This is a genomic window from Paractinoplanes tereljensis, from assembly GCF_016862435.1.
GTDB lineage: Bacteria > Actinomycetota > Actinomycetes > Mycobacteriales > Micromonosporaceae > Actinoplanes > Actinoplanes tereljensis.
Map to the genome: position 1 here is coordinate 63,393 of NZ_BOMY01000060.1, position 24,208 is coordinate 87,600.

General features: G+C 70.2%; 18 protein-coding genes. 7 read left to right on the forward strand and 11 right to left on the reverse strand.

What is annotated here, in order from left to right; all coding sequences use genetic code 11:
• Nucleotides 1-4: 4 nt before the first annotated feature.
• Both Ate02nite_RS44950 and Ate02nite_RS44955 read right to left on the reverse strand, forming a co-directional pair.
• The gene (locus tag Ate02nite_RS44950; protein WP_203814111.1) at nucleotides 5-442 is read right to left on the reverse strand and encodes a hypothetical protein; all 438 of its coding nucleotides are present in this window, start codon (nucleotides 440-442) and stop codon (nucleotides 5-7) included.
• 3 nt (nucleotides 443-445) lie between these two features.
• Nucleotides 446-1,828 (reverse strand): glycoside hydrolase family protein, encoded by a 1,383-nt coding sequence (locus Ate02nite_RS44955; RefSeq protein WP_203814112.1) that lies wholly within the window; start codon nucleotides 1,826-1,828, stop codon nucleotides 446-448.
• A 114-nt stretch (nucleotides 1,829-1,942) separates the two neighbouring features.
• Between Ate02nite_RS44955 and Ate02nite_RS44960 the strand changes: the two genes are divergently transcribed.
• Complete coding sequence (locus Ate02nite_RS44960) at nucleotides 1,943-2,833, forward strand: hypothetical protein (protein ID WP_203814113.1); 891 nt, start codon at nucleotides 1,943-1,945, stop codon at nucleotides 2,831-2,833.
• 37 nt (nucleotides 2,834-2,870) lie between these two features.
• On the opposite strand, the gene Ate02nite_RS44965 is transcribed toward Ate02nite_RS44960, so the two are convergent.
• Nucleotides 2,871-4,937, reverse strand: a complete 2,067-nt coding sequence (locus Ate02nite_RS44965; protein ID WP_203814114.1) for a serine/threonine-protein kinase — start codon at nucleotides 4,935-4,937, stop codon at nucleotides 2,871-2,873.
• Between the two features lie 72 nt (nucleotides 4,938-5,009).
• Between Ate02nite_RS44965 and Ate02nite_RS44970 the strand changes: the two genes are divergently transcribed.
• Nucleotides 5,010-6,215, forward strand: a complete 1,206-nt coding sequence (locus Ate02nite_RS44970; RefSeq protein ID WP_203814115.1) for a serine hydrolase domain-containing protein — start codon at nucleotides 5,010-5,012, stop codon at nucleotides 6,213-6,215.
• Here Ate02nite_RS44970 and Ate02nite_RS44975 read toward each other — a convergent pair.
• Nucleotides 6,176-6,811, reverse strand: a complete 636-nt coding sequence (locus Ate02nite_RS44975) for a TetR/AcrR family transcriptional regulator (protein WP_239148173.1) — start codon at nucleotides 6,809-6,811, stop codon at nucleotides 6,176-6,178. The genes Ate02nite_RS44970 and Ate02nite_RS44975 overlap by 40 nt on opposite strands.
• Nucleotides 6,812-6,914: 103 nt before the next feature.
• On the opposite strand from Ate02nite_RS44975, the gene Ate02nite_RS44980 reads away from it, so the two are divergent.
• The 3 genes from Ate02nite_RS44980 to Ate02nite_RS44990 are packed head-to-tail and all read left to right on the forward strand — an operon-like array spanning nucleotide 6,915 to nucleotide 10,356.
• Nucleotides 6,915-7,709, forward strand: coding sequence for an SDR family NAD(P)-dependent oxidoreductase (locus tag Ate02nite_RS44980; protein ID WP_203814117.1), 795 nt, complete (start codon nucleotides 6,915-6,917; stop codon nucleotides 7,707-7,709).
• A gap of 1 nt (nucleotide 7,710) precedes the next feature.
• The gene (locus tag Ate02nite_RS44985; RefSeq protein WP_203814118.1) at nucleotides 7,711-8,838 is read left to right on the forward strand and encodes a DUF5938 domain-containing protein; all 1,128 of its coding nucleotides are present in this window, start codon (nucleotides 7,711-7,713) and stop codon (nucleotides 8,836-8,838) included.
• Between the two features lie 3 nt (nucleotides 8,839-8,841).
• Nucleotides 8,842-10,356, forward strand: a complete 1,515-nt coding sequence (locus Ate02nite_RS44990) for an acyl-CoA synthetase (RefSeq protein ID WP_203814119.1) — start codon at nucleotides 8,842-8,844, stop codon at nucleotides 10,354-10,356.
• Nucleotides 10,357-10,375: 19 nt separating this feature from the next.
• Here Ate02nite_RS44990 and mmsB read toward each other — a convergent pair whose 3' ends face one another.
• The 3 genes from mmsB to chvE form a co-directional block, all read right to left on the reverse strand.
• Nucleotides 10,376-11,581 (reverse strand): multiple monosaccharide ABC transporter permease, encoded by a 1,206-nt coding sequence (gene mmsB, locus Ate02nite_RS44995; protein WP_239148174.1) that lies wholly within the window; start codon nucleotides 11,579-11,581, stop codon nucleotides 10,376-10,378.
• Nucleotides 11,578-13,110: a multiple monosaccharide ABC transporter ATP-binding protein gene (mmsA, locus tag Ate02nite_RS45000; RefSeq protein ID WP_203814120.1), complete on the reverse strand. Its 1,533-nt coding sequence runs from the start codon at nucleotides 13,108-13,110 to the stop codon at nucleotides 11,578-11,580. The genes mmsB and mmsA overlap by 4 nt, the downstream gene beginning before the upstream one ends.
• Before the next feature lie 63 nt (nucleotides 13,111-13,173).
• Nucleotides 13,174-14,286 (reverse strand): multiple monosaccharide ABC transporter substrate-binding protein, encoded by a 1,113-nt coding sequence (gene chvE, locus Ate02nite_RS45005; protein WP_203814121.1) that lies wholly within the window; start codon nucleotides 14,284-14,286, stop codon nucleotides 13,174-13,176.
• Nucleotides 14,287-14,523: 237 nt separating this feature from the next.
• On the opposite strand from chvE, the gene Ate02nite_RS45010 reads away from it, so the two are divergent.
• Nucleotides 14,524-15,540: an ROK family transcriptional regulator gene (locus Ate02nite_RS45010; RefSeq protein WP_203814122.1), complete on the forward strand. Its 1,017-nt coding sequence runs from the start codon at nucleotides 14,524-14,526 to the stop codon at nucleotides 15,538-15,540.
• A gap of 138 nt (nucleotides 15,541-15,678) precedes the next feature.
• Nucleotides 15,679-18,414 carry a M14 family zinc carboxypeptidase gene (locus tag Ate02nite_RS45015; protein WP_203814123.1) on the forward strand — a complete coding sequence of 912 codons (2,736 nt, stop codon included), beginning with the start codon at nucleotides 15,679-15,681 and terminating at the stop codon, nucleotides 18,412-18,414.
• Here Ate02nite_RS45015 and Ate02nite_RS45020 read toward each other — a convergent pair.
• The 4 genes from Ate02nite_RS45020 to Ate02nite_RS49645 all read right to left on the reverse strand — a co-directional run bounded on the left by Ate02nite_RS45020 (nucleotide 18,384) and on the right by Ate02nite_RS49645 (nucleotide 24,123).
• Nucleotides 18,384-18,662: a hypothetical protein gene (locus Ate02nite_RS45020; RefSeq protein WP_203814124.1), complete on the reverse strand. Its 279-nt coding sequence runs from the start codon at nucleotides 18,660-18,662 to the stop codon at nucleotides 18,384-18,386. The genes Ate02nite_RS45015 and Ate02nite_RS45020 overlap by 31 nt on opposite strands.
• A 211-nt stretch (nucleotides 18,663-18,873) precedes the next feature.
• Entirely contained in the window at nucleotides 18,874-19,809 is a 936-nt protein-coding gene (locus tag Ate02nite_RS45025; RefSeq protein WP_239148175.1) for a nucleoside hydrolase, read from the reverse strand.
• Nucleotides 19,810-19,909: 100 nt separating this feature from the next.
• Nucleotides 19,910-20,275 carry a DUF4279 domain-containing protein gene (locus Ate02nite_RS45030; RefSeq protein ID WP_203814125.1) on the reverse strand — a complete coding sequence of 122 codons (366 nt, stop codon included), beginning with the start codon at nucleotides 20,273-20,275 and terminating at the stop codon, nucleotides 19,910-19,912.
• Nucleotides 20,272-24,123, reverse strand: coding sequence for a polymorphic toxin type 33 domain-containing protein (locus Ate02nite_RS49645; RefSeq protein ID WP_203814126.1), 3,852 nt, complete (start codon nucleotides 24,121-24,123; stop codon nucleotides 20,272-20,274). Before Ate02nite_RS49645 ends, Ate02nite_RS45030 begins: the two co-directional genes overlap by 4 nt.
• Between the last annotated feature and the right edge of the window lie 85 nt (nucleotides 24,124-24,208).

The following is a 24,208-nucleotide window of genomic DNA, read 5'->3' on the forward strand; positions in this document are numbered from 1 at the left end:
AAGCCTAAGGCCAGGTGGCTGCGAGCTCCTTGAGAGAGTCGCGATTGCACGGCATGGTGACCGGCCAGCAGATCTCGTCGCCGTCGCCCTCCCGGTCGAACACGCAGCAGACCGCGCCGACCTCGGCCGCCAGGTCCGTGAAGACGCCCCGGACGCTGCTGGAATCGGCGAACAGGTGGCTCATCCCGGTGACGGCGGCGGTGAAGCTCATCGACACATAGCCGGGCCGCAGCGAGTACGTGTACCAGACGTGCAGGTAGATCAGGCCGATCGAGATCCGGTTCCGGAAGTTCGAGGTGAACGGCATGGTCAGCTCTTCACCGCCGGGCAGGGTGACCCGCACCGGCCCGGAGTCGGCGCGGGCGCGGGCGGCGACGGCCCGCAGGGCCGTCGCCACATTCCGAGCGGGCAGATAGAGGTTGTACCACCAATCGATGCCCATCGGTCAGGCCCGGGTGTAGGTCAGGCCGGACTGGTTGTCGACGGTGAAGGTGCCGTGGTCGACCTGGACCACCAGGGTGCCCAGGTTGCCCTTCTGGGTGCCGTAGGCGCCGGCCACGTAACCGGTGGCGGTGGCCTGAGTGTCGATGATCCAGACCCGGTTGCCGAAAACCCGGGTGACGTTCTCGACGTTCAGGGCCCGGTGCGTGGCGTGGGTCTTGGCCGCGTTGATCGCGGTGATCGTTCCGTACTCGAACCGGGTGCAACCGGTCGCGTTCACGCCGATGCCGAAGGTCTCCTGGGCGGTGAGCCGATCGACCGAGTACGTGCCCTCCTGCATGAGGAAGCCGCTCTGCGGGGTGTTGGTGGCCACCATGTCGAGCAGGGTCACGGCGTCGTTGCCCTGGGCGTGCACGCCGTGCGCGCCGGGCTGGTCGATGGTGATGTCGGACGCGACGACCCGGCCGGCCCCGGTGATCCGCAGGCCGGAGCTGGTGACGGGGGTGCTGAGGCCGGCGCCGACGATCCGGATCCGCTGGAAGGTCACGTCGTCCGGCTTCCGGGTGACCCACTCGCCGCTCTCCCTGGCGCAGTACACGCCGGCCGAGGAGGTGGTGTCGACGACCGCGTCGCGGATCGTCACCCGGCTCTGGCCGACCACCGCGATCCCGCGCGCCTTGGACCGGGTGATGCTCAGGTGGGTGGCTCGCCCGCCGGTGGACGCCGGCCCGTCCGCGTAGTTGACGAACGCGACCCCGTCGTCGCCGGTGTCGATCGTGGTGATCCGCTCGGCGCTGCCGTCCTGGCAGTTGGCGAAGTGCAGCCCGTCGGCCATCGTGCCGGTGATCAGGGCGCCGACCACGGTGGGCCGGGTGCACCGGTAGAACAGGAGCCCGGCGGCGGCCGATCCGGTGATGGTGACGTCCTCGACGTACGTGTCGGTGGTCAGCGAGATCAGCACGCACTCCTGGGCGCCGACCCGGGCGGCCGGGGCGGTCACGAACGCGGTCGACAGCCCGTAGAACCGGGCGCCGGTGCCCGCCTTGAACTCCAGGCCGCGGCCGGCGCTGTCGGTGAAGACGAACCGGGCCGCCGGTGCCATCGCCAGCACGCCGGTGAACGACGGGATGACGATGTCGGTGCCACTGTTGTCGAGCTGGTAGTCGCCGTCGCCGAAGTAGACACTCACCCCGGAGTTGGACAGTCCCGCCACCAGCGCCGCACGGTTGGCGGCCGCGCTGTTGCCGGGCGCGAGGCCGAGATCGGCGGCCGGTGTCCAGGGCCCGCCGGACGGCGCGGCGGCGACCGCCGGAGTAGCACCGGCCAGCCCGGCCGCGGTCAGCCCGGCCGCGCCGGCGGTCAGCATGTGTCTGCGCGAGATCGCCATTCGTACCATCCCCGTGAATAGATCTTTGACAATGCGCAGTAAACCAGCACCGGGTGATCTGCGGTGACCGAACGGATGTTGCGCCGGATCGCATCGCCGACTACCGATGTATTGATGGCCGACCGCGCGAAGAAGCAACCCGAAGCGGAACCCGCCCGGCGAGGCACCATGATCTTCATCTATTCCTGCGTCTGGTTGTTGCTGCTGCTCCCAGTCGGCCTGCTCTACCTGCAAGACAATTGGGTCCACGACCTCGGCAAGGCGCATCCCCTGCTCTGCATCGGCTGGTGGGGCAGCGTCGGCGGCCTCGTCGCCAACCTGGAAGTGGTGACCAAGGCGCAGAACCGCTGGCGTCCGAGCGCCGAATTCTGGTACCTCGGCCGTCCGATCACCGCTGCCCTCTTCGGCGGCGTCGGGTACGTGGTCTACATGACGCTCGTCCAGGCATCGCTCAACACGCCCGAATCCGCCGCCACGCAGCTGAGCGAATCGCCCTCGGCGATCGGGTACGTCATCGCCTTCGCCCTCGGGCTGCGCGAGCAGACCTTCCGCGACCTGCTCGCACGGGTCTTCGACCTGCTCGCCACCGCGGGTGGCGCCGATGTCGAACCGCCGTCGGTGCCACCCGACTTCTCCGCCGAGTACGACGCCGCGGAAAAGGGCGTGCGAATCTCCTGGGGACTCGCGACGGACAACGTCGGCGTGACGGTCTACCACCTGTATCGCGACTACCGGTTCCTCGCCTCGGTGCGACCGTCGTCCGCGAAGCCGCCGACGCCGGACACACGGCGCCGGCTCTGGCCGTGGACCTCGCCGGCCACCGAACCGGCCGAGGAACCGGCCGAGGAACCGACGGCACCGGCCGAGGAACCGAACCTGCTCTCGTTCGTCGACCGCAGCGCACCCCAAGGCCTGCGGCGATACGCGGTGACCGCCGCAGACGCCGCCGACAACGAGTCCGCCCCGGCCGGCCCGATCGCGGTGGACGTAACGTCGGGCGCCTGAGGGAGCCGCGGGCCGGGCGGCGTTGCTGGTCCGCTGCTCAGGGGCGGTACATCTCGGCCAGGCGGGTGGCTACGCCTGCGCTGGTGGTGACGGCGGCCAGGCCGTACGGGTCGGCCTTCAGCCACTTCGTGAAGGCGGCCAGCTTGATCGGGCAGACGCCGCCGCTGGTCATCGTGCCGATGCAGTCGCCCTCGCTGGCGGGGTCGTCCCAGGTGGTGAGGGCCGGCTTTGTCACCACCGGGAGGGTGACCTTCAGGTGGCTCTCGACGATGATCGTCTCCTGCTCGCATCGCCCGTCGGTCTGCTTGAGTTTCAGCAGCGTGCAGTAGTCCGGGCCGGACAGGTACAGCACCGGCTCGACCACCGCGACGTGCGCGACCGGGTCGTACGAGTAGAGCTTGACCACCGACTCGGCCCGGCCCTTGCCGGTGAGGTCGGCGAACTGCACCGGTTGCGCGCTCACCGTCGGCGACCGGAGTTCGGCGTTCGCGAACGCGGCGCCGGAGTCCCCGCTGTTCTCGTCGTTCAGCGCGCCGAGCCGCACCTGGCCACCGACCAGCAGCGGGTCGGTGAGCTCCGCGGTCAACACGGCGGTGCCGTCGACGGTGATCTCGGCGGCCTCGTTGAGCACGGCGATGGCGACCCGGTGGGTCTGCCCGAGCCGGAACGCCGTCGAGGGAGTCGACTGTTCGCCGGTGACCTCGCCGTCGTTGTCCATCCCGATCCGCACCTGCTTCGGGCAGAACGAGGCCCGGTAGCCGCTCTGATCGACCACCCGGAACCAGATCACCGCGCACGCGTTCGCGGTCATCACCGTGACGTCGACCGCGATCCGCTGATCACCGGCGAACGTGTCGGTCGGCCCGGTGCATTGGTAGTCGTTCGCCTCATGCGTGGTCGCCAGCAGGCGGTGCTGGCCGAAGATGCACCAGCCGGCCGCGTCCTCCACCGGCCGGGTCGTTTTCCACTGCCCCGGGCGGTCCAGCCGGTCGATCACCGACGCTCCCTGGACCCGCGGCTGGGCTTTCCCGGCAGCCGGCGGCGCGGTGCTGGTCTCCACAAAGGTCGTAGGCTCGGCGCGTGGGCTGGCCAGCAGGCTGCGGCCGGGCTCGGTGGCGAACAGGCCGGCCCCGGCCAGCACGGCCGCCGCACCGGCCACGGCCAGCACCCGGGCGGTCCGGCGTCGGCGGGGCACGGCGTCGGTGCGTACCGGATCGGGTCGCAACCGGCCGGTGTGCGCGGCGGCCTCGGCGGCCCGGCGCAGCTCGGGCCGATCGGCCAGGGCCTGCCGGGAATCGGTGGCCAGCAGCAGGTCGAGCAGCTCGCTCGCGGTCGGCCGATCCTCCGGTTTCTTGGCCAGGGCCCGGCCGACCAGGTCGCGCAGCGGCCCGTCGAGGCCGATCAGATTGGGCGGCTGGGTGAGGATCCGGGCGGCGGTGGCGGCCGGCGAGTCGCCCCGGAACGGGGTGCGGCCGGTGGCCGCGTAGGCCACCACCACACCCCAGGCGAAGACATCGGCGGCCGGCCCGACGTCCTGGTCGGACTCGAAACGCTCCGGAGCCATGTACGAGACGGTGCCCACCATCTGATCGGTGCGGGTGTGCCGGCTGGTCACCTCCAGCGCCCGGGCGATGCCGAAGTCGATCACCTTGGGGGTGCCGAGCGAGAACAGCACATTTTCCGGCTTGAGGTCGCGGTGGATCACCCCGGCGCCGTGGATGGCGGCCAGCGCGGTGGCCACCCCGACCGCGACGCTGTGCAGGGTGCCACCGGCGAGCGGACCCTGCTCCTTGATCACCTCGCCCAGGCTCGGCCCGTCGACGTACTCGACGACCAGGTAGGGCGTCTCGTGGTCGGGGTCGGCGTCGAGCACCGCGGCGGTGCAGAATCCGGGCACCTCACGGGCCCGGTTGACCTCGCTGCGGAACCGGCCGCGGAACTCGGTGTCCCACGCGTACTCCGGGCGGATCACCTTCACCGCGACGTGCCGGCCGTCGGGCCCGCGGCCCAGGTAGACGGCGCCCATGCCGCCCTCGCCGAGCCGGCCGAGAAGCTCGTAGTCGCCGAGCCGGCGCGGATCGGCCGGCCAAAGTGGACGAGTCACCCGCAGCACCCTACCGGCATCAAGGGCATTTCGGCCGTGGTCGCGGGGCGCGTGCCGGACGAGGCTGAAGGCATGGCCACGATCATCCAGGGTGCGGTGGCGGAGGGGTACGGCCCGGTCGCCGACGCGTTCCGCCGCAACTTCGCCGAGCGGGGCGAAATCGGGGCGGCCTGCGCGGTCTACCGCGACGGCCGCAAGGTCGTCGACCTGTGGGGCGGCTACCGCGACGGCGTCAAACGTCTTCCCTGGCAGGAGGACACCGTGGTGGTGATGTACTCGACTACCAAGGGCGTCTCCTCGCTGGCGCTGGCCCTCGCGCATTCCCGGGGCCTGCTCGACTACGACGAGCGGGTCGCCACCTACTGGCCGCAGTTCGGCTGGCGGGGCAAGGGCGAGATCACCGTGCGGCAGCTGCTGTCGCACCAGGCCGGCCTGCCGATCATCGACATCCCGCTGACCGTCGCCGACCTCGGCGACCTCGATCTGGTGGCGTCGGCCCTCGCGCTGCAACGGCCGCTCTGGCCGCCGGGCACCCGGCACGGCTATCACACGATCACCCTCGGCTGGTACGAGAGCGAGCTGCTGCGCCGGGTCGACCCGGCCGGGCGATCACTGGGCCGATATTTCGCCGACGAGATCGCCGGCCCGCTCGGCCTGGACTTCTTCATCGGGCTGCCGGCCGGCTTCGACCTGGACCGCCGGGCGACCATCCACGGCCGGGGCGGCCTGCAGATGATGCTGCACCTGCGGGACTACCCCACGCCCACGCTGCTGGCCATGATGCGGCCGGCCAGCCCGGCCCGCCGGTCGCTCAGCAATCCGCCCGAGCTGCTGGTGGACACCGCCTTCAACACCGACGAGATGCTGCGGGTGGAGATCCCGGCCGGCAACGGCATCGGTACTCCGCGGGCCGTCGCGTCGGCCTACGACGCCGCCCTTACCGGCCGGCTCGGCCTGACCGGCGCGACGCTCGAGGCCCTGACCCAACCGGTCCGGCCACCGTCCGGCGGGCCGGTCGACGTACTGCTGCGGACCCCGATCTCGTTCTCGCTGGGATATCTCAAACCGACGCCGGGCGCGCCGTTCGGCAGCGCGGCCGGCACCGCCTTCGGCACGCCGGGCAACGGCGGCTCGTTCGGCTTCGCCGACCCGGACACCGGGATCGGTTACTGCTACGCGCCCAACCGGCTCGGCTTCGGCCTGCTCGACCGCCGCGAGATCGCCATCCGGAACGCGCTCTACCGCGAGGTGCTGGGCGAACGGTCGCAGACGCCCTGACGCACCAGCAGCGGCAGCACGGCGCGCACCTGGGTGGCCAGGCCGTCCAGGACCGGCTCGCCGCCGGCGGTGAAGGCCAGCAGTGCCTGCTGGAAAAGACCATCAAGCATGGCGTACGCCGAGGAAGCGGTCACCGAGGGTGGGCAACCGGTGAGGGCCGCGTATCGGTCGACCACTCGCCAGATCATCGCCTCGAGCGCCGCGTCGATCTCGGTGATGGCCTCGCGCAGCCCCTCCTCGAACATGCTCTGGGTGCGCAGGTCGTACCACAGGCGGTGCATCGGGGCCTCGTCGCGGATGGTCTGCGCCAGTTTCGCCGCGAACGCCTCGACCAGCTCGCCGGCCGTCGCCGAGTCCCGCACCACCGCGTCGTAACGGGTCACGCAGCGCGCCTTGTAGTAGCGAACGCTGTAGATGACCAGCTCGAGCTTGTCCTCGAAGTAGTAGTGCACGACGCCGTGGCTGAACGGCGAGTTGCCGGCGATCTCGCGCAGGCTGCTCCGGGCATAACCCATCGCGCCGAGGGTGGTCAGCGCGGACTCGGCCAGCTCGTCGCGGCGGCGGTCGAATTTGTCGACCGGGCGGGTCGGGGTCACAGGCACATCCTACGAGCTTGACAAGCGTCCAGACTTCTCTTGACAACTGTCAAGATCGGGCATGTGATGTGGGTCTCGTCTTCAGCACTCCCCGGGAGCTTCCATGGCACAGATCGATCTCACCGGCCGCCGGGCCCTCGTCACCGGCGGCGCCCAAGGCCTGGGCGAAGGCATGGCCCGCGCACTCGCCGCGGCCGGCGCCACCGTCGTCATCGCCGACCTGCAGGACGAACTCGGCCCCAAGGTCGCCGAGTCGCTGGGCGAGGGCCACGGCTTCGTGCACCTCGACGTCACCGACGACGCCGGCTGGGAAGCGGCCGTCGCCCGGGCGGTCGAGGTCCTCGGCGGGCTGGACATCATGGTGAACAACGCGGGCATCGAGATCACCAGCCTGATCGTCGACCTCGACCCGGCCGCGGTCCGCAAGCAGCTCGAGGTCAACCTGCTCGGCACGGCGCTGGGCATCAAGCATGCGTTCCGCACGATGCGGCCGGGCGGGGCCGGCGGCAGCGGCGGCGTGGTGATCAACGTGGCCTCGGTCGCGGCGACGATCGCGTTCCCCGGCATCTCGGTCTACTCGGCCACCAAGTCCGGCGTCGACCGGCTGACCCGGGTGGCGGCGATGGAGTCCGGCAAGCTCGGTTACGGCGTACGCGTCAATTGCATTTATCCCGGTCTTGTTCCTACCGCGATGGGCGCCGGCCTGGCCAACGACGTGGCCCGGCTCGGGCTGTTCGGCTCGCCGGAGGAAGCGGTCGGCGCAGTCGTCGAGCTGACACCGTCGGGGCGGCTGGGCGAGGTCGGCGACATGGCCGACGCGGTGGTGTTCCTCGCCTCCGACGCGGCCCGTTTCATCAACGGCGCGGGCCTGCCGGTCGACGGCGGAATGGGGATGTGACATGGCCACCAAGCCCGTCGTCGTCTACGGCGCCTCCGGCTACACCGGCCGGCTGATCTGCGAATACCTGCGCGAGTACAACGTTCCGTTCATCGCGGCCGGCCGCGATGAAGGCAAGCTGGACACCTCGATGCGGCAGAACGTGGCCGGCATCGAGACCGCCGACTACGAGATCGTCGAGGTCACGCACGACACCAAGGAGCTCACCGAGCTGTTCCGCGGTGCCTCGGTGGTGTGCAACACGGTCGGGCCGTTCAGCGTGTACGGGCCGGAGGTGGTCGAGGCCTGCCTGGCCGCCGGCACGCACTACCTGGACACCACCGGCGAGCAGGACTGGATGATCACCTGCGACGAGAAGTACGGCTCCGACTTCGCCGCGGCCGGCCTGCTGCTCGCGCCCGGCATCGCGCAGATGTACACCACCGGCGAGATCGCGGCCGAGCTGTGCCTGGAGAAGCCCGGACTGGACAGCCTGGACATCGCGGTGTTCTGGGGCGGCAGCCCGACCATCGCGTCCACGCTGACCATCCTGGTCAACGCGGCCACCTCGGGCGCGTTCCGGCTGGAGCAGAACCGGTACGAACCGTGGGACCCGTCGGCCGGCCTCTATCAGCTGGTGCTGCCCGGCCAGCACGAACTCGCCCTGGCCCTGCCGTGGGGCGGCACCTCGCACCCGGTCTGGTACCGCAACGACCCGCGGGTCGCCAACGTCAAGGTGCTCGGCGGCGTCTTCAACAACGCGCTGATGCACGGGGTTCCGCAGATCGTCGCGGGAGCGTTGGAGGCGACGAAGGACATGAACCCGGAGGATCGGTACGCGGCGCTGACCGCCACCGCCTCGCAGGTGATGAACCAGATGCCGCCCCGGGAGAACCCGCGCCTGAACAAGTCGGTCGACTCGGTGCATGCCTCCGGGCCGCTCGGCCGGGCGCACTGCGTCATCTACGGCAACTCGAACTACAAGCAGACCGGCCTGATGCAGGCGTACGCCGCGTACCACCTGCTGCAACGCCCGCCGCGCCGGGTCGGTTTCGCCTCCGGTTGCCAGGCCTTCGGGCACCGCGAACTGCTCGGCGTGCTGACCAGCTTCGGCCTGGTCCGCGAGCCGACGGTCACGGTCGAGAGCTGAGTCATGCGGCTCGTCGACTACCTCGACAAGGGCGCGTCCCTCGACCCGGACGCGCCCTGCTTGACCACGGACGGCGTCTCTCGGACGTACGCCGAGGTGCGCGAACTCAGCTTCCGGGTGGCCGCCGCCCTGGCCGCCCGGGGGGTCGTTCCCGGAGATCGGGTGGCGGTCCTCTCCGGGAACGATCCAACCGCTTTCACCTGCGTTTTCGGGATCAGCCGGGCCGGCGCGGTCTGGTGCCCGATCAACCCCAGAAACGAGGCGTACGAGAACCGCGAGCTCCTGGATCTGTTCGGCTGCAAGGCGCTGATCTACCAGGAGTCGTTCGCGCCGCTGGTGGCGAAGATCCGCGACGGCTTGCCGGATCTGACCACGTTGGTCTGCCTGGAGACGGACTGGGATTCGTTCCTGTCCGCGTCCTCTTCCGACGATGTTGATCTTGCTCCGGTCGACGACCTGGCCATGATCGTCGGGACCGGCGGGACCACGGGGCGGCCCAAGGGCGTCGAGCTGACCGGCGCCAACCTCTTCGCCATGACCGCGATCACGCTGATGAGCTATCCGTGGGCCGGTCTTCCGACCTACTTGGCGCTCGCCCCGCTCACCCACGCCGCCGGGGTGCTGTGCTTCCCGGTGCTGGCGCGCGGCGGCGAGATCGTCATCATGCGGCGCCCCGACGTGGCCGAGTTCATCACGCTGCTCGAACGGCACCGGGTGACGCACACCTTCCTGCCGCCGACGCTGATCTACATGGTGCTCGCGCATCCCTCGCTCGACGCCGCCGACCTGTCGTCGCTGCAGTGCTTCTGGTACGGCGCGGCGCCGATGTCCGCGGCCCGGCTGGCCGAGGCGCTGAGCCGGATCGGCCCGATGGCGCAACTGTTCGGCCAGACCGAGGCGCCGATGATGATCTCCACGATGGCGCCGGCCGACCACTACCGGCCCGACGGCAGCGTCGCGGAAGCCCGGCTGTCCTCGGCCGGCCGCCCGTCGCCGCTGGTCACGGTGGCCATCATGGGCCCCGGCGGCGACCTGCTGCCGCGCGGCGCGACCGGCGAGATCGTGGCCCGCGGCCCGCTGGTGATGCGCGGCTACCACCGCGACCCGGACGCCACCGCGGCCGCCTCGGCGCACGGCTGGCACCACACCGGCGACATCGGCTACCTCGACGACGACAACTACCTGTACATCGTGGACCGGGCCAAGGACATGGTCATCACCGGAGGTTTCAACGTGTACTCGACCGAGGTCGAACAGGCCCTCATGCAGCACCCGGCGGTCCAGGACTGCGCGGTGATCGGTCTGCCCGACGACAAGTGGGGCGAACGGGTGACCGCGATCCTCCAGCTCCGCGACGGCGCCACGGTCGACAAGGCGGAGATCGCGGCCTTCGTGAAGGAACGGCTGGGCAGCGTGAAGGCCCCCAAACAGATCGAGATCTGGGAGGACCTGCCCCGGTCGAAGGTGGGCAAAATCCTGAAAGCCGACCTACGCACCCGGTTGACCCCCGAGTCATAGGCCGGCCCTCCGGCCGCCGTTACTTCGCGCGGCGTTTGTTGGTGATGTCGAACGCCACTGCGGCTATCAGGACCAGGCCCTTTACCGCCATCTGCCAGGCCGGGTCGACGTTCATGATGGACAGGCCCATGTTCAGTACGCCCATGATGAAGGCGCCGATGATCGCGCCGGTCACCTTGCCGATGCCGCCGCTCACCGCGGTGCCGCCGATGAAGGCGGCCGCGATCGCGTCCAGTTCGAAGTTGTTGCCGGCGGCGGCCACCGCGGCGCCCGCCCGGGACGTGGTCACCACCGCCGCCACGCCGGCCAGCAGGCCCATGTTTACGAAGATCATGAAGTTGACGCGCTTGGTCTTCACACCGGAGAGCATCGCGGCCGGCAGGTTGCCGCCCATCGCGTAGATGTGCCGGCCGAACACGGTGTTGGTCATGATGAACGTGTAGAGCAGGACCAGGACGCCGACGATGATCAGCACGATCGGGGTGCCGCCGGCGCTCTTGGCCAGCAGGTAGGTGATGTAGGCGATCACCGCGGCCGAGATGACCAGCTTGCCGGCGAACGCGGCGAACGGCTCGACCCGCAGGTCGTTGTGGAGCAGCGAGCGCCGGGCCCGGATCTGGCCGGCGGCCAGTCCGGCGATCGCCACGATGCCGATGAGCAGGGTCAGGCCGTCCAGGTCGCCGAGGAAGCCCAGCGCGTTCGGCAGTGAGCCGTTGCTGATGTCGTTGAAGCTGGTCGGCAGGCCGGCCACCGTCGTGCCGACCAGGACGATCGCCAGGCCGCGGAACAGCAGCATGCCGCCGAGGGTGACGATGAAGGCCGGAATGCCGACGTACGCGATCCAGAAGCCCTGCCAGCAACCGACGAGACCGCCGATCGCGATCGAGATGACCACCGCCAGCAGCCACGGCACGTTGTGGTCGCTGATCAGCAGGGCACAGATGCCGCCGATGAAGGCGACCACCGAGCCGACCGACAGATCGATGTGCCCGGCCACGATGACCATCACCATGCCGATGGCGAGGATCAGGACGTACGCGTTCTGCTGGATCAGCGCGGCGATGTTGTTCGGATAGAGCAGCTTGCCGTCGGTGGTGATCTGGAACAGCACGACGATGACGACCAGGGCGGCCATCATGCCGTACTGCCGCAGGTTTTGACCTAGGTATGTGGTCAGTTTCTGGCCGGGAGGCGCCGCCTCGCGGTTCTTCTCCATGGTGGTCATGCGGTTTTCTCCATGGTCATCAAGCGCATGAGGCCCTCCTGGGTCGCCTCCGCGCGGGGAATCTCGCCGGTGATCCGGCCCTGGCTCATCGCGTAGATCCGGTCGCAGGTGCCGAGCAGTTCGGGCAGCTCCGACGAGATGATCAAGACGGCTTTACCGGCGTCGGCGAGGCGGTTGATGATCTCGTAGATCTCGTACTTGGCGCCGACATCGATGCCGCGGGTGGGCTCGTCGAGGATGAGGACGTCGGGCTCGGCGAAGAGCCACTTGGACAGGACGACCTTCTGCTGGTTGCCGCCGGAGAGCTTGCCGACCGGTACGTCCACGCTCTCGGCCTTGGTCTTCATCTCGCGGCGGTACTGATCGGCGAGGGTGACCTCCTTGGCCGCGTCGACCACGCCGAACCGGGAGATCCGCTGGAGCTTCGCGGCCGACGTGTTCCGCTTGATGTCCTCGATCAGGTTCAGGCCGTAGTGCTTGCGGTCCTCGGTGGCGTACGCGATCCCGTGCGCGATGGCCGCGTCGACGGTCCGGATCGCCACCGGTTCGCCGCGCAGGTAGAGCCGGCCGGAGATGTCGCTGCCGTAGCTGTGCCCGAAGACGCTCATCGCCAGTTCCGTGCGCCCGGCGCCCATCAGGCCGGCGAGCCCGACGATCTCTCCCGCCCGTACGGTCAAATTTGCCTGATCCACGACGGTGCGCGACCGATCGACGGGGTGATGGACCGTCCAGCCCTCGATCCGGAGGATCTCCGCCCCGACGTCCGGCTCGTGGGCCGGGAAGCGGTGGGCCAGGTCCCGGCCGACCATGCCGCGGATGATGCGGTCCTCGGTCACCGGTTCGGCACCGCGCATGTCCAGGGTCTCGATGCTCCGGCCGTCCCGGATGATCGTCGTGGTGTCGGCGATCGCGGCGATCTCGTTCAGCTTGTGCGAGATGATGATGCTGGTGATGCCCTGTTCCTTGAGGTGCCGGATCAGGTCGAGCAGGTGCGCGCTGTCCTCGTCGTTCAGCGCGGCAGTCGGCTCGTCCAGGATCAGCAGCCGCACCTCCTTGGAGAGCGCCTTCGCGATCTCGACGAGCTGTTGCTTGCCGACCCCGAGGTCGATGATCCTGGTGTCCGGTTGTTCGTCGAGACCGACCCGGGCCAGCAGCGCGGCGGCCTGCTTGTTGGTCTCGGTCCAGCTGATCACGCCGCGCCTGGAGCGCTCGTTGCCGAGGAAGATGTTCTCCGCGATCGACAGGTACGGGCTGAGCGCCAACTCCTGGTGGATGATGACGATGCCGCGTTCCTCCGAGTCGCGGATGGTCCGGAACTGGCACGGCCGGTCCTCGAAGACGATCTCGCCTTCGTAACTGCCGTGCGGGTAGACCCCGCTGAGCACCTTCATCAGGGTGGACTTGCCCGCGCCGTTCTCGCCGCAGATGGCGTGCACCTCCCCGCGCGCCACGGTCATCGTGACGTCCTGAAGCGCCTTGACGCCGGGGAAGGTCTTGGTGATCCCGCGCATTTCGAGGATCGGACTCATGGTGGCCACTTTCGCCGGGACGGCCGGGCCCCTTTGTTCACCGGGGCCCGGCCGTGAACTTGACTAGAGGCCGAGCTTGTCGGCGGTGTAGAAGCCGGAGTCGACCAGCTTCGTCTTGACGTCGTCCTTGGTCACCACGACCGGGGCGAGCAGGTACGAGGGCACGACCTTGACGCCGTTGTTGTAGGAGGACGTGTCGTTGGTCTCGACGGCCGAACCCTTGACGATTTGGTCGACCATCTTGGCGACCTGGTCGCCGAGGGTCCGGGTGTCCTTCCAGACGGTCATCGACTGCTTGCCGGCCAGCATGTTCTTGGTGTTGGCCAGGTCGGCGTCCTGCCCGGTGATGACCGGCCAGTCGGTGCCGACCTTGTAGCCCTTGGACTCCAGGGACTGCTCGATGCCGAGCGCCAGGGAGTCGTTCGGGGACAGCACGACGTCGACCTTCTTGCCGCCGGTGTAGAACGAGTTGATCCGGTTGTCCATCTCGGACTGGGCCTTCTGCGAGCTCCAGCCGTCGATGCTGACGTTCTTCCAGTCGGCGTCGCTCGCCAGCTTCTTGCCGGACGGAATGACCACCTTGCCGCTGTCGACGTACGGCTTGAGCACGTCCCAGGCGCCGGAGAAGAAGAACTTGGCGTTGTTGTCGTCGGACGACCCGGCGAACGGCTCGAGGTTGAACGGGCCCTTGCCGGCGTCCAGGCCGAGCTGCTTGACGATGTACTCGCCCTGCAGCTTGCCGACCTGGTAGTTGTCGAAGGTGGCGTAGTAGTCCACGTTCGGCGTCGCGTTGATCAGGCGGTCGTACGCGATGACCTTGATCTTCTGCTGGGCCGCCTTCTCCAGCACCGGGCTGAGCGCGGTGCCGTCGATCGACGCCACCACCAGCACCTTCGGGTTCTGGTTGATCATGTTCTGGAGCTGGGTGATCTGCTGGTCCACCTTGTTGTCGGCGTACTGCAGGGTGGTCGTGTAGCCCGCCTTGGTCAGCAGGTCGTTCAGGTGCGCGCCGTCGTTGTTCCAGCGTTCGAGGCTCTTGGTCGGCATCGCGATGCCGATGAGGTTCGAGCTGGAGCCGGAACTGCTGTCCTCATCACGGCTGCTGCTGCACGCCGTTGTCGCGGCCAGCGTCGCGGCCATGGCTACCGCCGCGAAGACGCGGAGTTTCTGTGCCACTCCGACGCCTCCTTTCTATTTACGATCAGTTTTGTTGCCGCGGCCAACATAAAACGCTTTCTGGTGGCCTGCCGTAACAAATTGCTAACGTCGCCGACTTCCCTTCTTAAGGCCCTGACCAGGCAATACTTAAGTCCTGCGACGGTCGGGACCATTGGCCCTGGCATTAATTCGCGGCATGATCATTAGGGGTTAACAGTCATACAATCGACTCCCGGAAACGGGAGAGGAATTGTCATGTCGCCCATTGGCACGCGGGCACACAACCTCGCACTCGCACTGCGTCACGTGGCCGAGAACCCCGGCGCCATCTCCCGGGCCGGCATCTCCGACCGCACCGGCCTGAACCGCTCCACCACCAGCAGCCTCGTCGACGAGCTGATCGGCGGCGGGCTGGTGCGCGAGGCGGGCGCGACCACCCGGTCGGGGGTCGGCCGGCGCGGCACCGCACTCGCGCTGCGCACCGACGGGCCGGCCGGGCTCGGCTTCGACGTGGCCGCCGAGCACGCCGCGGCCTGCGTCGTCGACCTCACCGGCCGGGTCCGGTTCTGCCGGACCGCGGCGGGTGGCCGGCGCGCGGTCGGGCGGCTGGCCCGGTCCGCGGTCGCCGCGATCGGCGACGCCGGCCTCACCCTGTGCGGCACCGAGGTGGCGGCCGGGGTCGCCGACGGCCTGGCCGGCCTCCGCCTGCCCGACGCCGGCCGGCCGGTGGTCCTCGACAGCGAGGCCAACTTCGCCGCCCTCGCCGAGGACGAGCTGCTTCGAGCCGGCGAAAGCTACCTGTACGTCAGTGGCGGGCACGACATCGGCGCGGGGCTCGTCGTCGATGGTCGCCTGTATCGCGGGCGGCACGGCGGGGGTGGCGACATCGGACACGTGCGGGTCGACCCGGACGGCCCGGCGTGTCGGTGTGGGCGGCGCGGCTGCCTCGAGCAGTACGCGGGGCCGCTCGCTTTACGGAGCGGGCCCCTGGACCGGGCCGGCACCGCTCTCGGCGGCGTCCTGGCCGGCTATCTCAACCTGCTGGACCTCGACCGGATCGTGCTCGGCGGCATCTACCGCGACCTCACGCCGTGGCTCGCTCCCGAGATCGACCGGGCAATCGGCGCCCAGTTCCGGGGCACCCGCCGGGCCCGCCCCGAGATCTCCGCCGCCACCTACGGCGCGGAGGCGCCCGCGCTGGGTGCGGCCCGGGCCGCGGTCCGCGAGGTGCTGGCCGACCCGCTCCGCTGGCTGACCCGCTTCGCCGGCTGACCCCTCTTCGCCGGCTGATTCGGCAGGTCATTCAGATCGGGCAATGGATAGCCATTTCGGGATGTTGACCGGCACAAATTTGCGACCATAGGCTGCGAAACGTCTCGAGTCATTTCCCGGGAACGGAACGAGGACGCGATGCGCATTCCGAAACTCGCGGGTGCCGTGGTGGTCGTGCTGGCTGCCGCCCTGACCCCGCAGCTCACCGGAACCCCGGCGGGCGCCGCGCCCCGGCCGCCCAGTTGCAGCACCGATCCGGGCGCCCACCTGAGCACGGTGCCGAGCCCGGAGACGTTCCTCGGCTTCCCGCTCGGCACCGGACAGTCGCGAGTGGTCACCAACGGCGAGATCCGGGACTACCTGCACGCGGTCGACCAGGCATCAAATCGCGTGGTCACCGGCACGATGGGCACCAGCGTGCTCGGCCAGCCACTGCCGTACGCGGTGGTGTCCAGCCGGCCGGGTGCCATCGAGGACATCCGCCGCCTCCGGGATCCCCGGGTGACCAGCGCCGGCCAGGCCCGCCGGATCGCCGCCGACCGACCGGCCGTCGTCTGGATCGCCGGAAACGTGCACGGCGGCGAGAAAAGCGGCGCCGACGCCGCCCTGAAGACGCTGTACGAACTGGCCGCCGGCCTTTCCTGCGCCGTTCAGCAGCGCAACGACAATTTGATCACGGTCATTGTGCCGACCCAGAATCCGGACGGCCGGGACGCGAGCCGGCGGCAGAACGACTTCGGTTTCGACCTGAACCGGGACTGGTTCGCGCGCACCCAGCCGGAGACCGACAGCAAGCTCGAACTGCTCCGGAAACTCCCGCCGCAGGTCTTCGTCGACGCCCACGAGATGGGCGGGCAGCGTTACTTCTTCCCGCCGAACGCCGACCCGATCCATCACGAGATCGCCGACGCTCCGGTCGACTGGATCAACCGGATCGGCGCGGCCAACAAGGCCGGGTTCGGCTACAACGGAGTCTGCACCGCGACGGTCACCACCGAGTGCTACTTCAACTACGACACCTACGACCTGTTCTACATGGGCTACGGCGACACGGTTCCGGCCGCCGGCTTCGGCGCGGCCGGGATGACGTACGAGAAGGGCAGCGCGTCGGCCGTCCAGGACCGGGTCCAGCAGCAGTTCAACACCCAGTGGGCCACCCTGGGCTGGACCGCCGAGCACAAACGCGAGGTGCTGACCAGCTACTACAAGCTCTGGGCGGACGCGCTGGCCGAGGGCCGGGCCGGCACCCTGGAGCCGAACGAGGTGGTCCAGCCGGCCAACGAGGTCCAGTTCCCGGTGCCGGACATCAAGATCAGGTCGTACTTCCTGATGCCCGGCCGCCAGCTCGCCGACGTCCGGCAGCTGGTCGAGCGGCTGCGCCGGATGGACGTCGAGGTGTACGAGGTCAAGAAGCCGGTCACCGTCCGCAATGCCCGGATCTTCGGTGGCCGTACCGGCAGGAACGTCACCGTGCCGGCCGGCGCGTACTGGATCCCGATGGAACAGCCGCAGAAGCACTGGATCCAGGCAACGCTGGGCGAGGATCCGTACGTCCCGTTCCCGTACTTCTACGACGTGTCCTCGTGGAGCAATCCACTGCTGATGGGCATCGACACCATCTACACCGGCGACGTCGTGCGACCCCGGGCCGAGCTGGTCAAACGGATCGAGGGCGGCCGCACGCAACGGGCCACCTCGTACACGTACCCCCTGGATTCGGCGGCCGCCGCCCAGCTCACCTTCCGCCTGCTCGGCCAGGGCGTCGCGGTCGTCCGCGACGCGGGCCTGGCCCGCGTTCCCGCGGCCACAATCACCCCGGCCGCCGACCGTCTCGCCCGATCACTGGGCGTCACCCTCACCGCCAGCCGACGACCTTCCAGCGGTACGGCGATCGCGTTGCCCGACGTCGGCCTGTTCCGGGGCACCGGCATCTCGGTCACCTCCGGCTCGTACGGCGAGGCTCGCTACGTGCTCGGGCAGAAGTGGGGCCTGCCGCTCGGGCCGGTGACCACGGCCGACATCAACGACAACACGGCCGCGTTCACCGGCCGTACCGTGCTGCTGGTTCCGGACGGCAGCAGCGCGACCGGCGGTCTCACCGCCGCCGGCCAGGCCAACCTGCGCAACTGGATCGCCCAGGGCCACACCTACATCGGCCTGCGCAACGAGGGCACCCGGGTGGCCCGCGCCGCCGGCCTGACCTCCACCACCGAGAAGCCGAAGCCGGACGACTACCTGGTGATCGGCTCGCACCTGCGGGTCGACGTGGACCGCGACAGCCCGGTCGCGCTGGGCCGCCCGGCCGAGGACTTCCAGTTCAACAACGACGACCCGATCCTCAACCCGACCACCACCGGCACCAACGTCGTCACCTACCCGGCCGGCGACACGTTCTGGCACAACGGTTACACCGTGCGGGACGACCTGCTGAAGGGAACGTCGGTGGTGGTGGACGAGCCGACCGGCGCCGGGCACGCGGTGCTGTTCGCGTTCAACCCGCTGTTCCGGGCGTACAACGAGAGCGGCCTGCAGCTGGTGGCCAACGCGCTGCTGCACCCGGCCGGCACGGCGGCGACGTTGCGCACGCCCGGCCCCGAACCGGCCCGGGCGGCCGCCGCGGCCCAGCCGGCACCGGCCAACCTGGGCGGCGAGTGGCGACCGAGCCGCATCCAGGTGGCCGCCACCGACCTGGCCCGTACCCAGAGCCTGGTAAACCGGTACACGAGCACGGCGACGACCTCGATCATCGGCGACTCGGCCTACCTGACCATCCCGAACCCGGACGGCCTGCCACTCGACGAACACCCGTACCTGCGCGACCTGATCGCCGACCTGCGGTCGGCTCAGATCCCGCTGCGCTCGGTGGTCGGCTGAGCGGGCGGCGCGACGAAGCCGGTGCTGAAGACTGTCCGGGAGACTCCACCGATCTCGAGCGAGGCCGCCTGAGACCACTCCACATCGTGGAGAATGTCCGTGCCGTCCAGGCGTTCGTAGGCTTCGTGGGTAACCGCGATCAACTCGGGCGACCTGGCGGCCTTGCACAGCTTGGCCGAACTGTTGACGCACCGGCCGACCCACGCGATATCGCTGAAATCCCGGGTGCCGACCCGAGTTATCAGCACAATGCCGTCATCGAGCCCGCACCCGGCATCGAATTGCTCGACGCTGGTAACGGACGCCCACCTCGAGCGAAGTACGAGGCGAACCGCGGCTTCGACGTTATTGCTCGGGCAGTCCTTCCGGCTTGGTGCACAGGGCCGATGACACCTGGAAGGTAGTGACCAATGCGGATCGCGGCATCCTCCCATCGACCCGTCTTGGCCCTCTGGCGGGTCAGCCCGGGACGTGCCGCACCGCGGTCATCAGCAGCCGCCAGAACGCGTCCACGTCCAGGCCGACCGCGACGTCCACGTTCGAGGGGCCGCCGGTGCGGTGGTGGAGATCCACCACGGTGGCACCGCGAGTGTGGGTCCCGTTCAGTTCGACGGCGACCGGCGCCGGCACGGTCCGGACCAGCGACGGGTCGAGCACGGCGGCCACCGCGATCGGGTCGTGGACCGGTGGGTGCTCGAAGCCGAACTCACGGCGGTAGGTGCTCGCGAAGAACGTCATCAACTCGGCGCAGATGGTGCCCAGCCGGGTGTCCATCGCCCGGAACTCGGCGATGATCTCGGCGGTGGCCAGGGCCTGGTGGGTGACGTTGAGGCCGATCATGGTGGTCGGCAGGCCGGCGCGCAGCACGATATCGGCCGCCTCCGGGTCGGTGACGATGTTGAACTCGCCGTACGGGGTGGTGTTGCCGCGCTCGGTCGAACCACCCATGAAGACCACCCGGCGTACGTTCGGGATGACCTCGGGATGCGTACGCAGCAGCAGCGCAACGTTGGTCAGCGGCCCGGTGGCGATCAGGGTGACCGGCTCGGCCGAGCCGGTGATCAGCCGCCGCATCAGCTCGACCGCGTGCACCTCTTCGACCTCGCCCACCGGTACGTCGAGGTCGGGCCCGTCGAGCCCGGACGAGCCGTGAATGTCCTCGGCCACGGTGAGCTCGCCGACCAGCGGCCGGTCGCAGCCGGCCGCGACCGGAACGTCGGCGACGCCGGCCAGCGCGAGCATCTTCAGCGCGTTCCGCGTCGTCTTCTCCAGGGTCTGATTGCCGGCGACGGTGGTGACACCGAGCAGGCGCACCCGCGCGTCGCCAGCCGCCAGCAGCAGGGCGAGTGCGTCGTCGTGGCCCGGGTCGCAGTCAAGGATCACGGAATCTCTCACCCGATCAGGCTCTCACTCGATCAGGCGCGCAGCCGGTCAGGCTCGCGGCCGGCCAGGCGCGCAGCCGGCCAGGCTCGCGGCCGGCCAGGCTCGCAGCCGGTCAGGAGAGCAGATCGACGTCGACGCCGATGCCGCAGGCGGCGGCGAACGCGATCGCGGCCGGCGGGATCCAGATCCCGGGCGCCTCGGCTCCCCGGAACACGGCCTCGACCGCCACGGTCACGCCCTCGGTGGCGGCCAGCTCGGCGATCGCGGTGAGCGCGGCGGCGCACCGGCCGGCCACGGCCGCCAGGTGATCGTCCAGGTCGGCGTCGGGCGGACGGTCCGAAGCCAATTCCCAGATGTACGGCCATCGCTGCTCCGGGCGGGACGAGGTGCGGTCCGGGGACAGGCCCAAGCGCCGGGACACGTCGTCGGGGTGGACCGTGACACTCCGGACGGCGAGGGCGACCCGCCAGCCGTTCATCGGCGGCCACCCCGGCGTCCACGGCCCCCGCCACCGCCGCCCTGACTCGGGTCGTTGCTGGAAAACTTGATCACACCGAATTGTCCGCTGTCCGGGTCGAAGTTGACCGACACCTGACGGGTCATGCCGGTGAAATCTTCCTTGTAGGTCAGGTAGTACCGCTGCTGATTCGCGCCGATCGACGGGTCCTTGTTGGACGACATCTTGTGCGGCCCGTCCACTCCGACCAGGTCCCACGATTCGATGAAGTCGGTGTTCGGCCGCCCGTCGAGATCGGCCCGCGCCGCCGCGTCGAAATCGGCGTCCAGCGGGCGCCCCGGCCCGGCGTGCGGCGCGGGCGTCGCCGACTCGTGCTCGGCCGGTGGCGACTGCTCATGCTCGGCCGGGGACGGCTGTGATTCGTCGTGCCCGGTCGGGCCGAGGTCGTCGTCGCCGCGCGGGGTGACCACCAGTTCGTGGTCGCCGACCTTGCCGAGGTAGGTCGCGCTGTCGTTGTCCGAGCCGAACCGGCCTTTCTTACGCAGGGCCCAGAGGTTGCCGTCGCGGTCCTCGTAGATGTCGTAGTGCGAGACCGGCCCGTCCACCTGCCCCTGCTTGAGCTCGTGCGGGTCGATCCCCTTCTTACGCAGGTACGACTCGGACCGCTTCATCACGTCCCCGGCCGGCCGGTCAGGCACGGTCCCCGGCGCGATGCCCGGCTCCGCGGCGGTGGTGCCCGCGACGCCCGGCACCGCCTCGCTCGTGGCCGCTACGGTCTCGGCCGCGGCCCCCTCGGCCGGCACGGCGCCTTCGGAGGTGACCGGCGCATTCTCGGGCGCGGTCGTCACGCTTTCGGAGGTCGCAGTGGTGGTTTCGGACGTCGCGGTCGCGGTCGTGGTTTCGGAGGTCGCAGTGGTGGTTTCGGGGGTCGCGGCTGACTCGCTGGCCTGGGTGCCAGCTGCAGCCTCGTCGCCCTGCTGGGTCAGCGCCGGGTCGGAGCCGCCCGCCACCGGCCCGAGGCCGGCCGTCCCGCCGAAGCGCGTGCGAACCGCCCCGCCGAACGACTCCCCCAGCTTCATCGAGCGCCCCTGAACCCCCCGGAACCCCGGCACCCCGTGCAGCGCACCGCCGACCGCCGCCGCCGACAGCACCGCCATCCCCAGCGCCGCCCAGCTGAATTCCCCGGTGGTCGCCACGTTGATCACCGTCTCGGTGATGGTGTTGAGCGCCGTGTCCGCCAGGAACTGCCGGAACGCCGTGTTCACCACCGTCGTGCCACCGGCGAAGAAGGCACCGGCGCCGCCACCCACCGCGCCGCCCACCCCGCCGATCAGGGCAGCCTTCAGGACGCCCTCGCCGAGCGGCCGGTTCTCCGACCAGTTGTTGATCACCTGGAGGGTGGCGCCGGTGGCCGCGCCGACGATGCCACCCGCGATGATCCCGGTGACGACCGCGCCGGTGCCCAGTGCGGCACCCACCGCGCCGATCACGAACGGCCCGACCACCAGGGCAACGACCAGCACCACGGCGACGATCAGCAGCACCTTGGCGATCTTCTTCCAGCGCGGCGGCACCCGGTCCGCGTTCTCCTCCGCCTTGGTGCGGATCTCCGCCGGCATCTTCGCCAGGCTGCCGCGCAGGCCTTGCTCCAGCCCGGCCACACTCTGCGTAAAACCAAGATCCAAACCACGGTCAATCTCGGCGTACGTCCGGTCGAGCCCCGCCACCACCTCACCGAACCCGCTGTCCGCGGCCGTGGTCATGGTGCCGAGCGCGCTGGTGTGCTGCTGCTCGATCGACCCGAACGCGTCCTCGCCGGCCGCCGCGACCCCCCGCATCGCGCCACCGACGCCGGTGCCGCCGGTGGTCGCCGCGTCGAGCCCCTGCTGGGTGGACGCGCCGAGCCCGGCGACGACGGCCGGCCCGGACTGCGCGAGCAGCTGGTCACCGGCGGCCTTGCTCTGCGCGATAGTCGCCTGCACGTCGGCGACACCGGCATCGAGTTCCGCGGTCGCGGCGGCCAGGCCGGTGCCCAGCGAGTCGGCCGACGGCGAGGGTGTCCCGTTCAGCTGCGACGCCAGCGCGTTGCCCATTGCGAGCATCCCGGCGACGGCCCGCCCGACCTGGCCCAGCGTCGCGGTGGCCAGCAGCGCGGCCTGGTGCTCCACCTCCGCCGCCTGGGCTTCCGCCGCATCCCGGATGTTCGCCGCCAGCATGGCCTCGAGCTCACCGAGCAGCTGCTGCCCACCGGCTCGCCCATGGAGGATCGCGGCGCTCAGGGTCGCGTACGCGTCATCGGCTCGCCGCAACGCCGCCGCATGCGCCTGATCCACCGTGGCCAGAGTCCCGGCGTGCTGTTGCCTCAGGGCCTCGCGGGCTTGAGCCGCGGCGGCCTTGGCCGCCTCGGCGTCCCGGAGCCGGCCCGCCTGAGCCTGTTCGGCCTGCTTGTCGGCCGCGTCGACAAGCCCTTTCCGGTACGCCGTGGAGATCTCCCGCGCGGTGTCCCGGCGCGCCTTGCCCCGGTTGTAGGTGAGCGGCCCGTCCCAGAATCCGTCGCTCTCGTCCTTGAGCCCTTCCATGTACTTCTCGGCCATCTGCGCGCCGGTGGCGGCAGCCTCGTCCCCGACCGTCTTCCCGACCGCGCGAAACTTGCCGTCCCCCGCCGAGTACTTGGTGTCGATCGCGGCCAGGTGAGTCGCCAGCCGCGCGTCAACGGCCGCGAGCGAGGTGGCGAGACCGGATTCAAGGCGGGCCCTGGCCGCGTCGCTGGCCGCCGTGACGGCACCCTTGGCGGCATCGCGTCGAGCGGCAACGGTCGCGACGGCACCCGCCGCGTCCCCTTGCGCGTCCACGGTGAGCTGCGCGACGTGCCCCGCAGCGGCTTGGGCCCGCTCGGCGGCCGCCGAGCGGATCTGCCCAGCGGTGGCCGCAGCGGTAGCGCGATATTCGGCGGCGATCGCCGTCCCGGTAGCCACCAGCGCACCGGCCCGGGCACCGATGGAGGCGAAGAACTCGGACATCATCGCCGAGGCCCGGCCGGCCTCCGCGGAGTCCCCGGTGAACGTCACCGCCCCGATGCCACCCGACGCAAGCCCGTTCACCGCGGCCGCGCTCTGATCGGCAGCGGCCATCGCGGTGTCCCGAAGCACAAGCGCCGTCGAATCGGCCATTTCCGACACAGCGGGCGCCACCGGCACCTCGGATACGGCCGGCGGCATCTCGGAGACCCCCGGCAGACCAGCGGCCTGCAGCGTCGCCGCGACAGGCGCCGGCTCAGGCGCGGCGCCCGCCCCCGACGATGCCGCGGCAGCCGCGAGCGTCCGCATAGCCGCCCCACCCTGCTGCTCAATCCCCGCCGCCGGCGGCAGCCCACCTACGTCGGCCGAGGTAGGCGCCTCGGCCGGCGCGTCCGCCCGCGCAACCGCAGTCTCCCCCGGCGGCGCCGCCAACAGCGCAGCCGCCGCCCGCCCGTCACTCTCCCCCAACGGCGAGGCCAGCAGCCCACCCGCCGCCCGGTTGTCACCCAACCCCGACGGCGGCGCCGGCGGCGCGAGGGCCGCCCGGCTGTCGCCCGCTTCTCGCGGCGCAGCCAGCAGCGCGGTGACCGCTCGGTTGCCCGCTGCGCCCTGCAGGGCCAGCAAGGCCTCGGGCGGCAGGCCGGGCGGACCGGGTTCGCCGGCTCCGAGAACAGCCCCCGGCCCGGCACCCAGCGCTCGGGCCAGCGCGCCGTTGCTGACCGCGGGCATGTTCAGCCCCGGAGCGGCCCCGGCCTGCGACTCCACAGTGCTCGCCGGGGCGCGGGTGCGCTCGCCGGCCGCCGGTGCCGACTCGGCGGCAACGTCGGGAGAAGAGTGGTCACGCTCAGCCACCCGGACAGTGTGGGGTCCATTCCCCATCGAAGCAGATCAAACTGTCGCGACCCCGTCAGTCCACTTTGGTGACTTGGCACAGCCT

Bases quoted from the DNA above. Each gene is read 5' to 3' on its own strand.
- Ate02nite_RS44950 (WP_203814111.1), bottom strand. From the start codon at position 442: ATGGGCATCGATTGGTGGTACAACCTCTATCTGCCCGCTCGGAATGTG.
- Ate02nite_RS44955 (WP_203814112.1), bottom strand. From the start codon at position 1,828: ATGGCGATCTCGCGCAGACACATGCTGACCGCCGGCGCGGCCGGGCTG.
- Ate02nite_RS44960 (WP_203814113.1), top strand. From the start codon at position 1,943: ATGGCCGACCGCGCGAAGAAGCAACCCGAAGCGGAACCCGCCCGGCGA.
- Ate02nite_RS44970 (WP_203814115.1), top strand. From the start codon at position 5,010: ATGGCCACGATCATCCAGGGTGCGGTGGCGGAGGGGTACGGCCCGGTC.
- Ate02nite_RS44980 (WP_203814117.1), top strand. From the start codon at position 6,915: ATGGCACAGATCGATCTCACCGGCCGCCGGGCCCTCGTCACCGGCGGC.
- Ate02nite_RS44985 (WP_203814118.1), top strand. From the start codon at position 7,711: ATGGCCACCAAGCCCGTCGTCGTCTACGGCGCCTCCGGCTACACCGGC.
- Ate02nite_RS44990 (WP_203814119.1), top strand. From the start codon at position 8,842: ATGCGGCTCGTCGACTACCTCGACAAGGGCGCGTCCCTCGACCCGGAC.
- mmsB (WP_239148174.1), bottom strand. From the start codon at position 11,581: ATGACCACCATGGAGAAGAACCGCGAGGCGGCGCCTCCCGGCCAGAAA.
- mmsA (WP_203814120.1), bottom strand. From the start codon at position 13,110: ATGAGTCCGATCCTCGAAATGCGCGGGATCACCAAGACCTTCCCCGGC.
- Ate02nite_RS45010 (WP_203814122.1), top strand. From the start codon at position 14,524: ATGTCGCCCATTGGCACGCGGGCACACAACCTCGCACTCGCACTGCGT.
- Ate02nite_RS45015 (WP_203814123.1), top strand. From the start codon at position 15,679: ATGCGCATTCCGAAACTCGCGGGTGCCGTGGTGGTCGTGCTGGCTGCC.
- Ate02nite_RS45030 (WP_203814125.1), bottom strand. From the start codon at position 20,275: ATGAACGGCTGGCGGGTCGCCCTCGCCGTCCGGAGTGTCACGGTCCAC.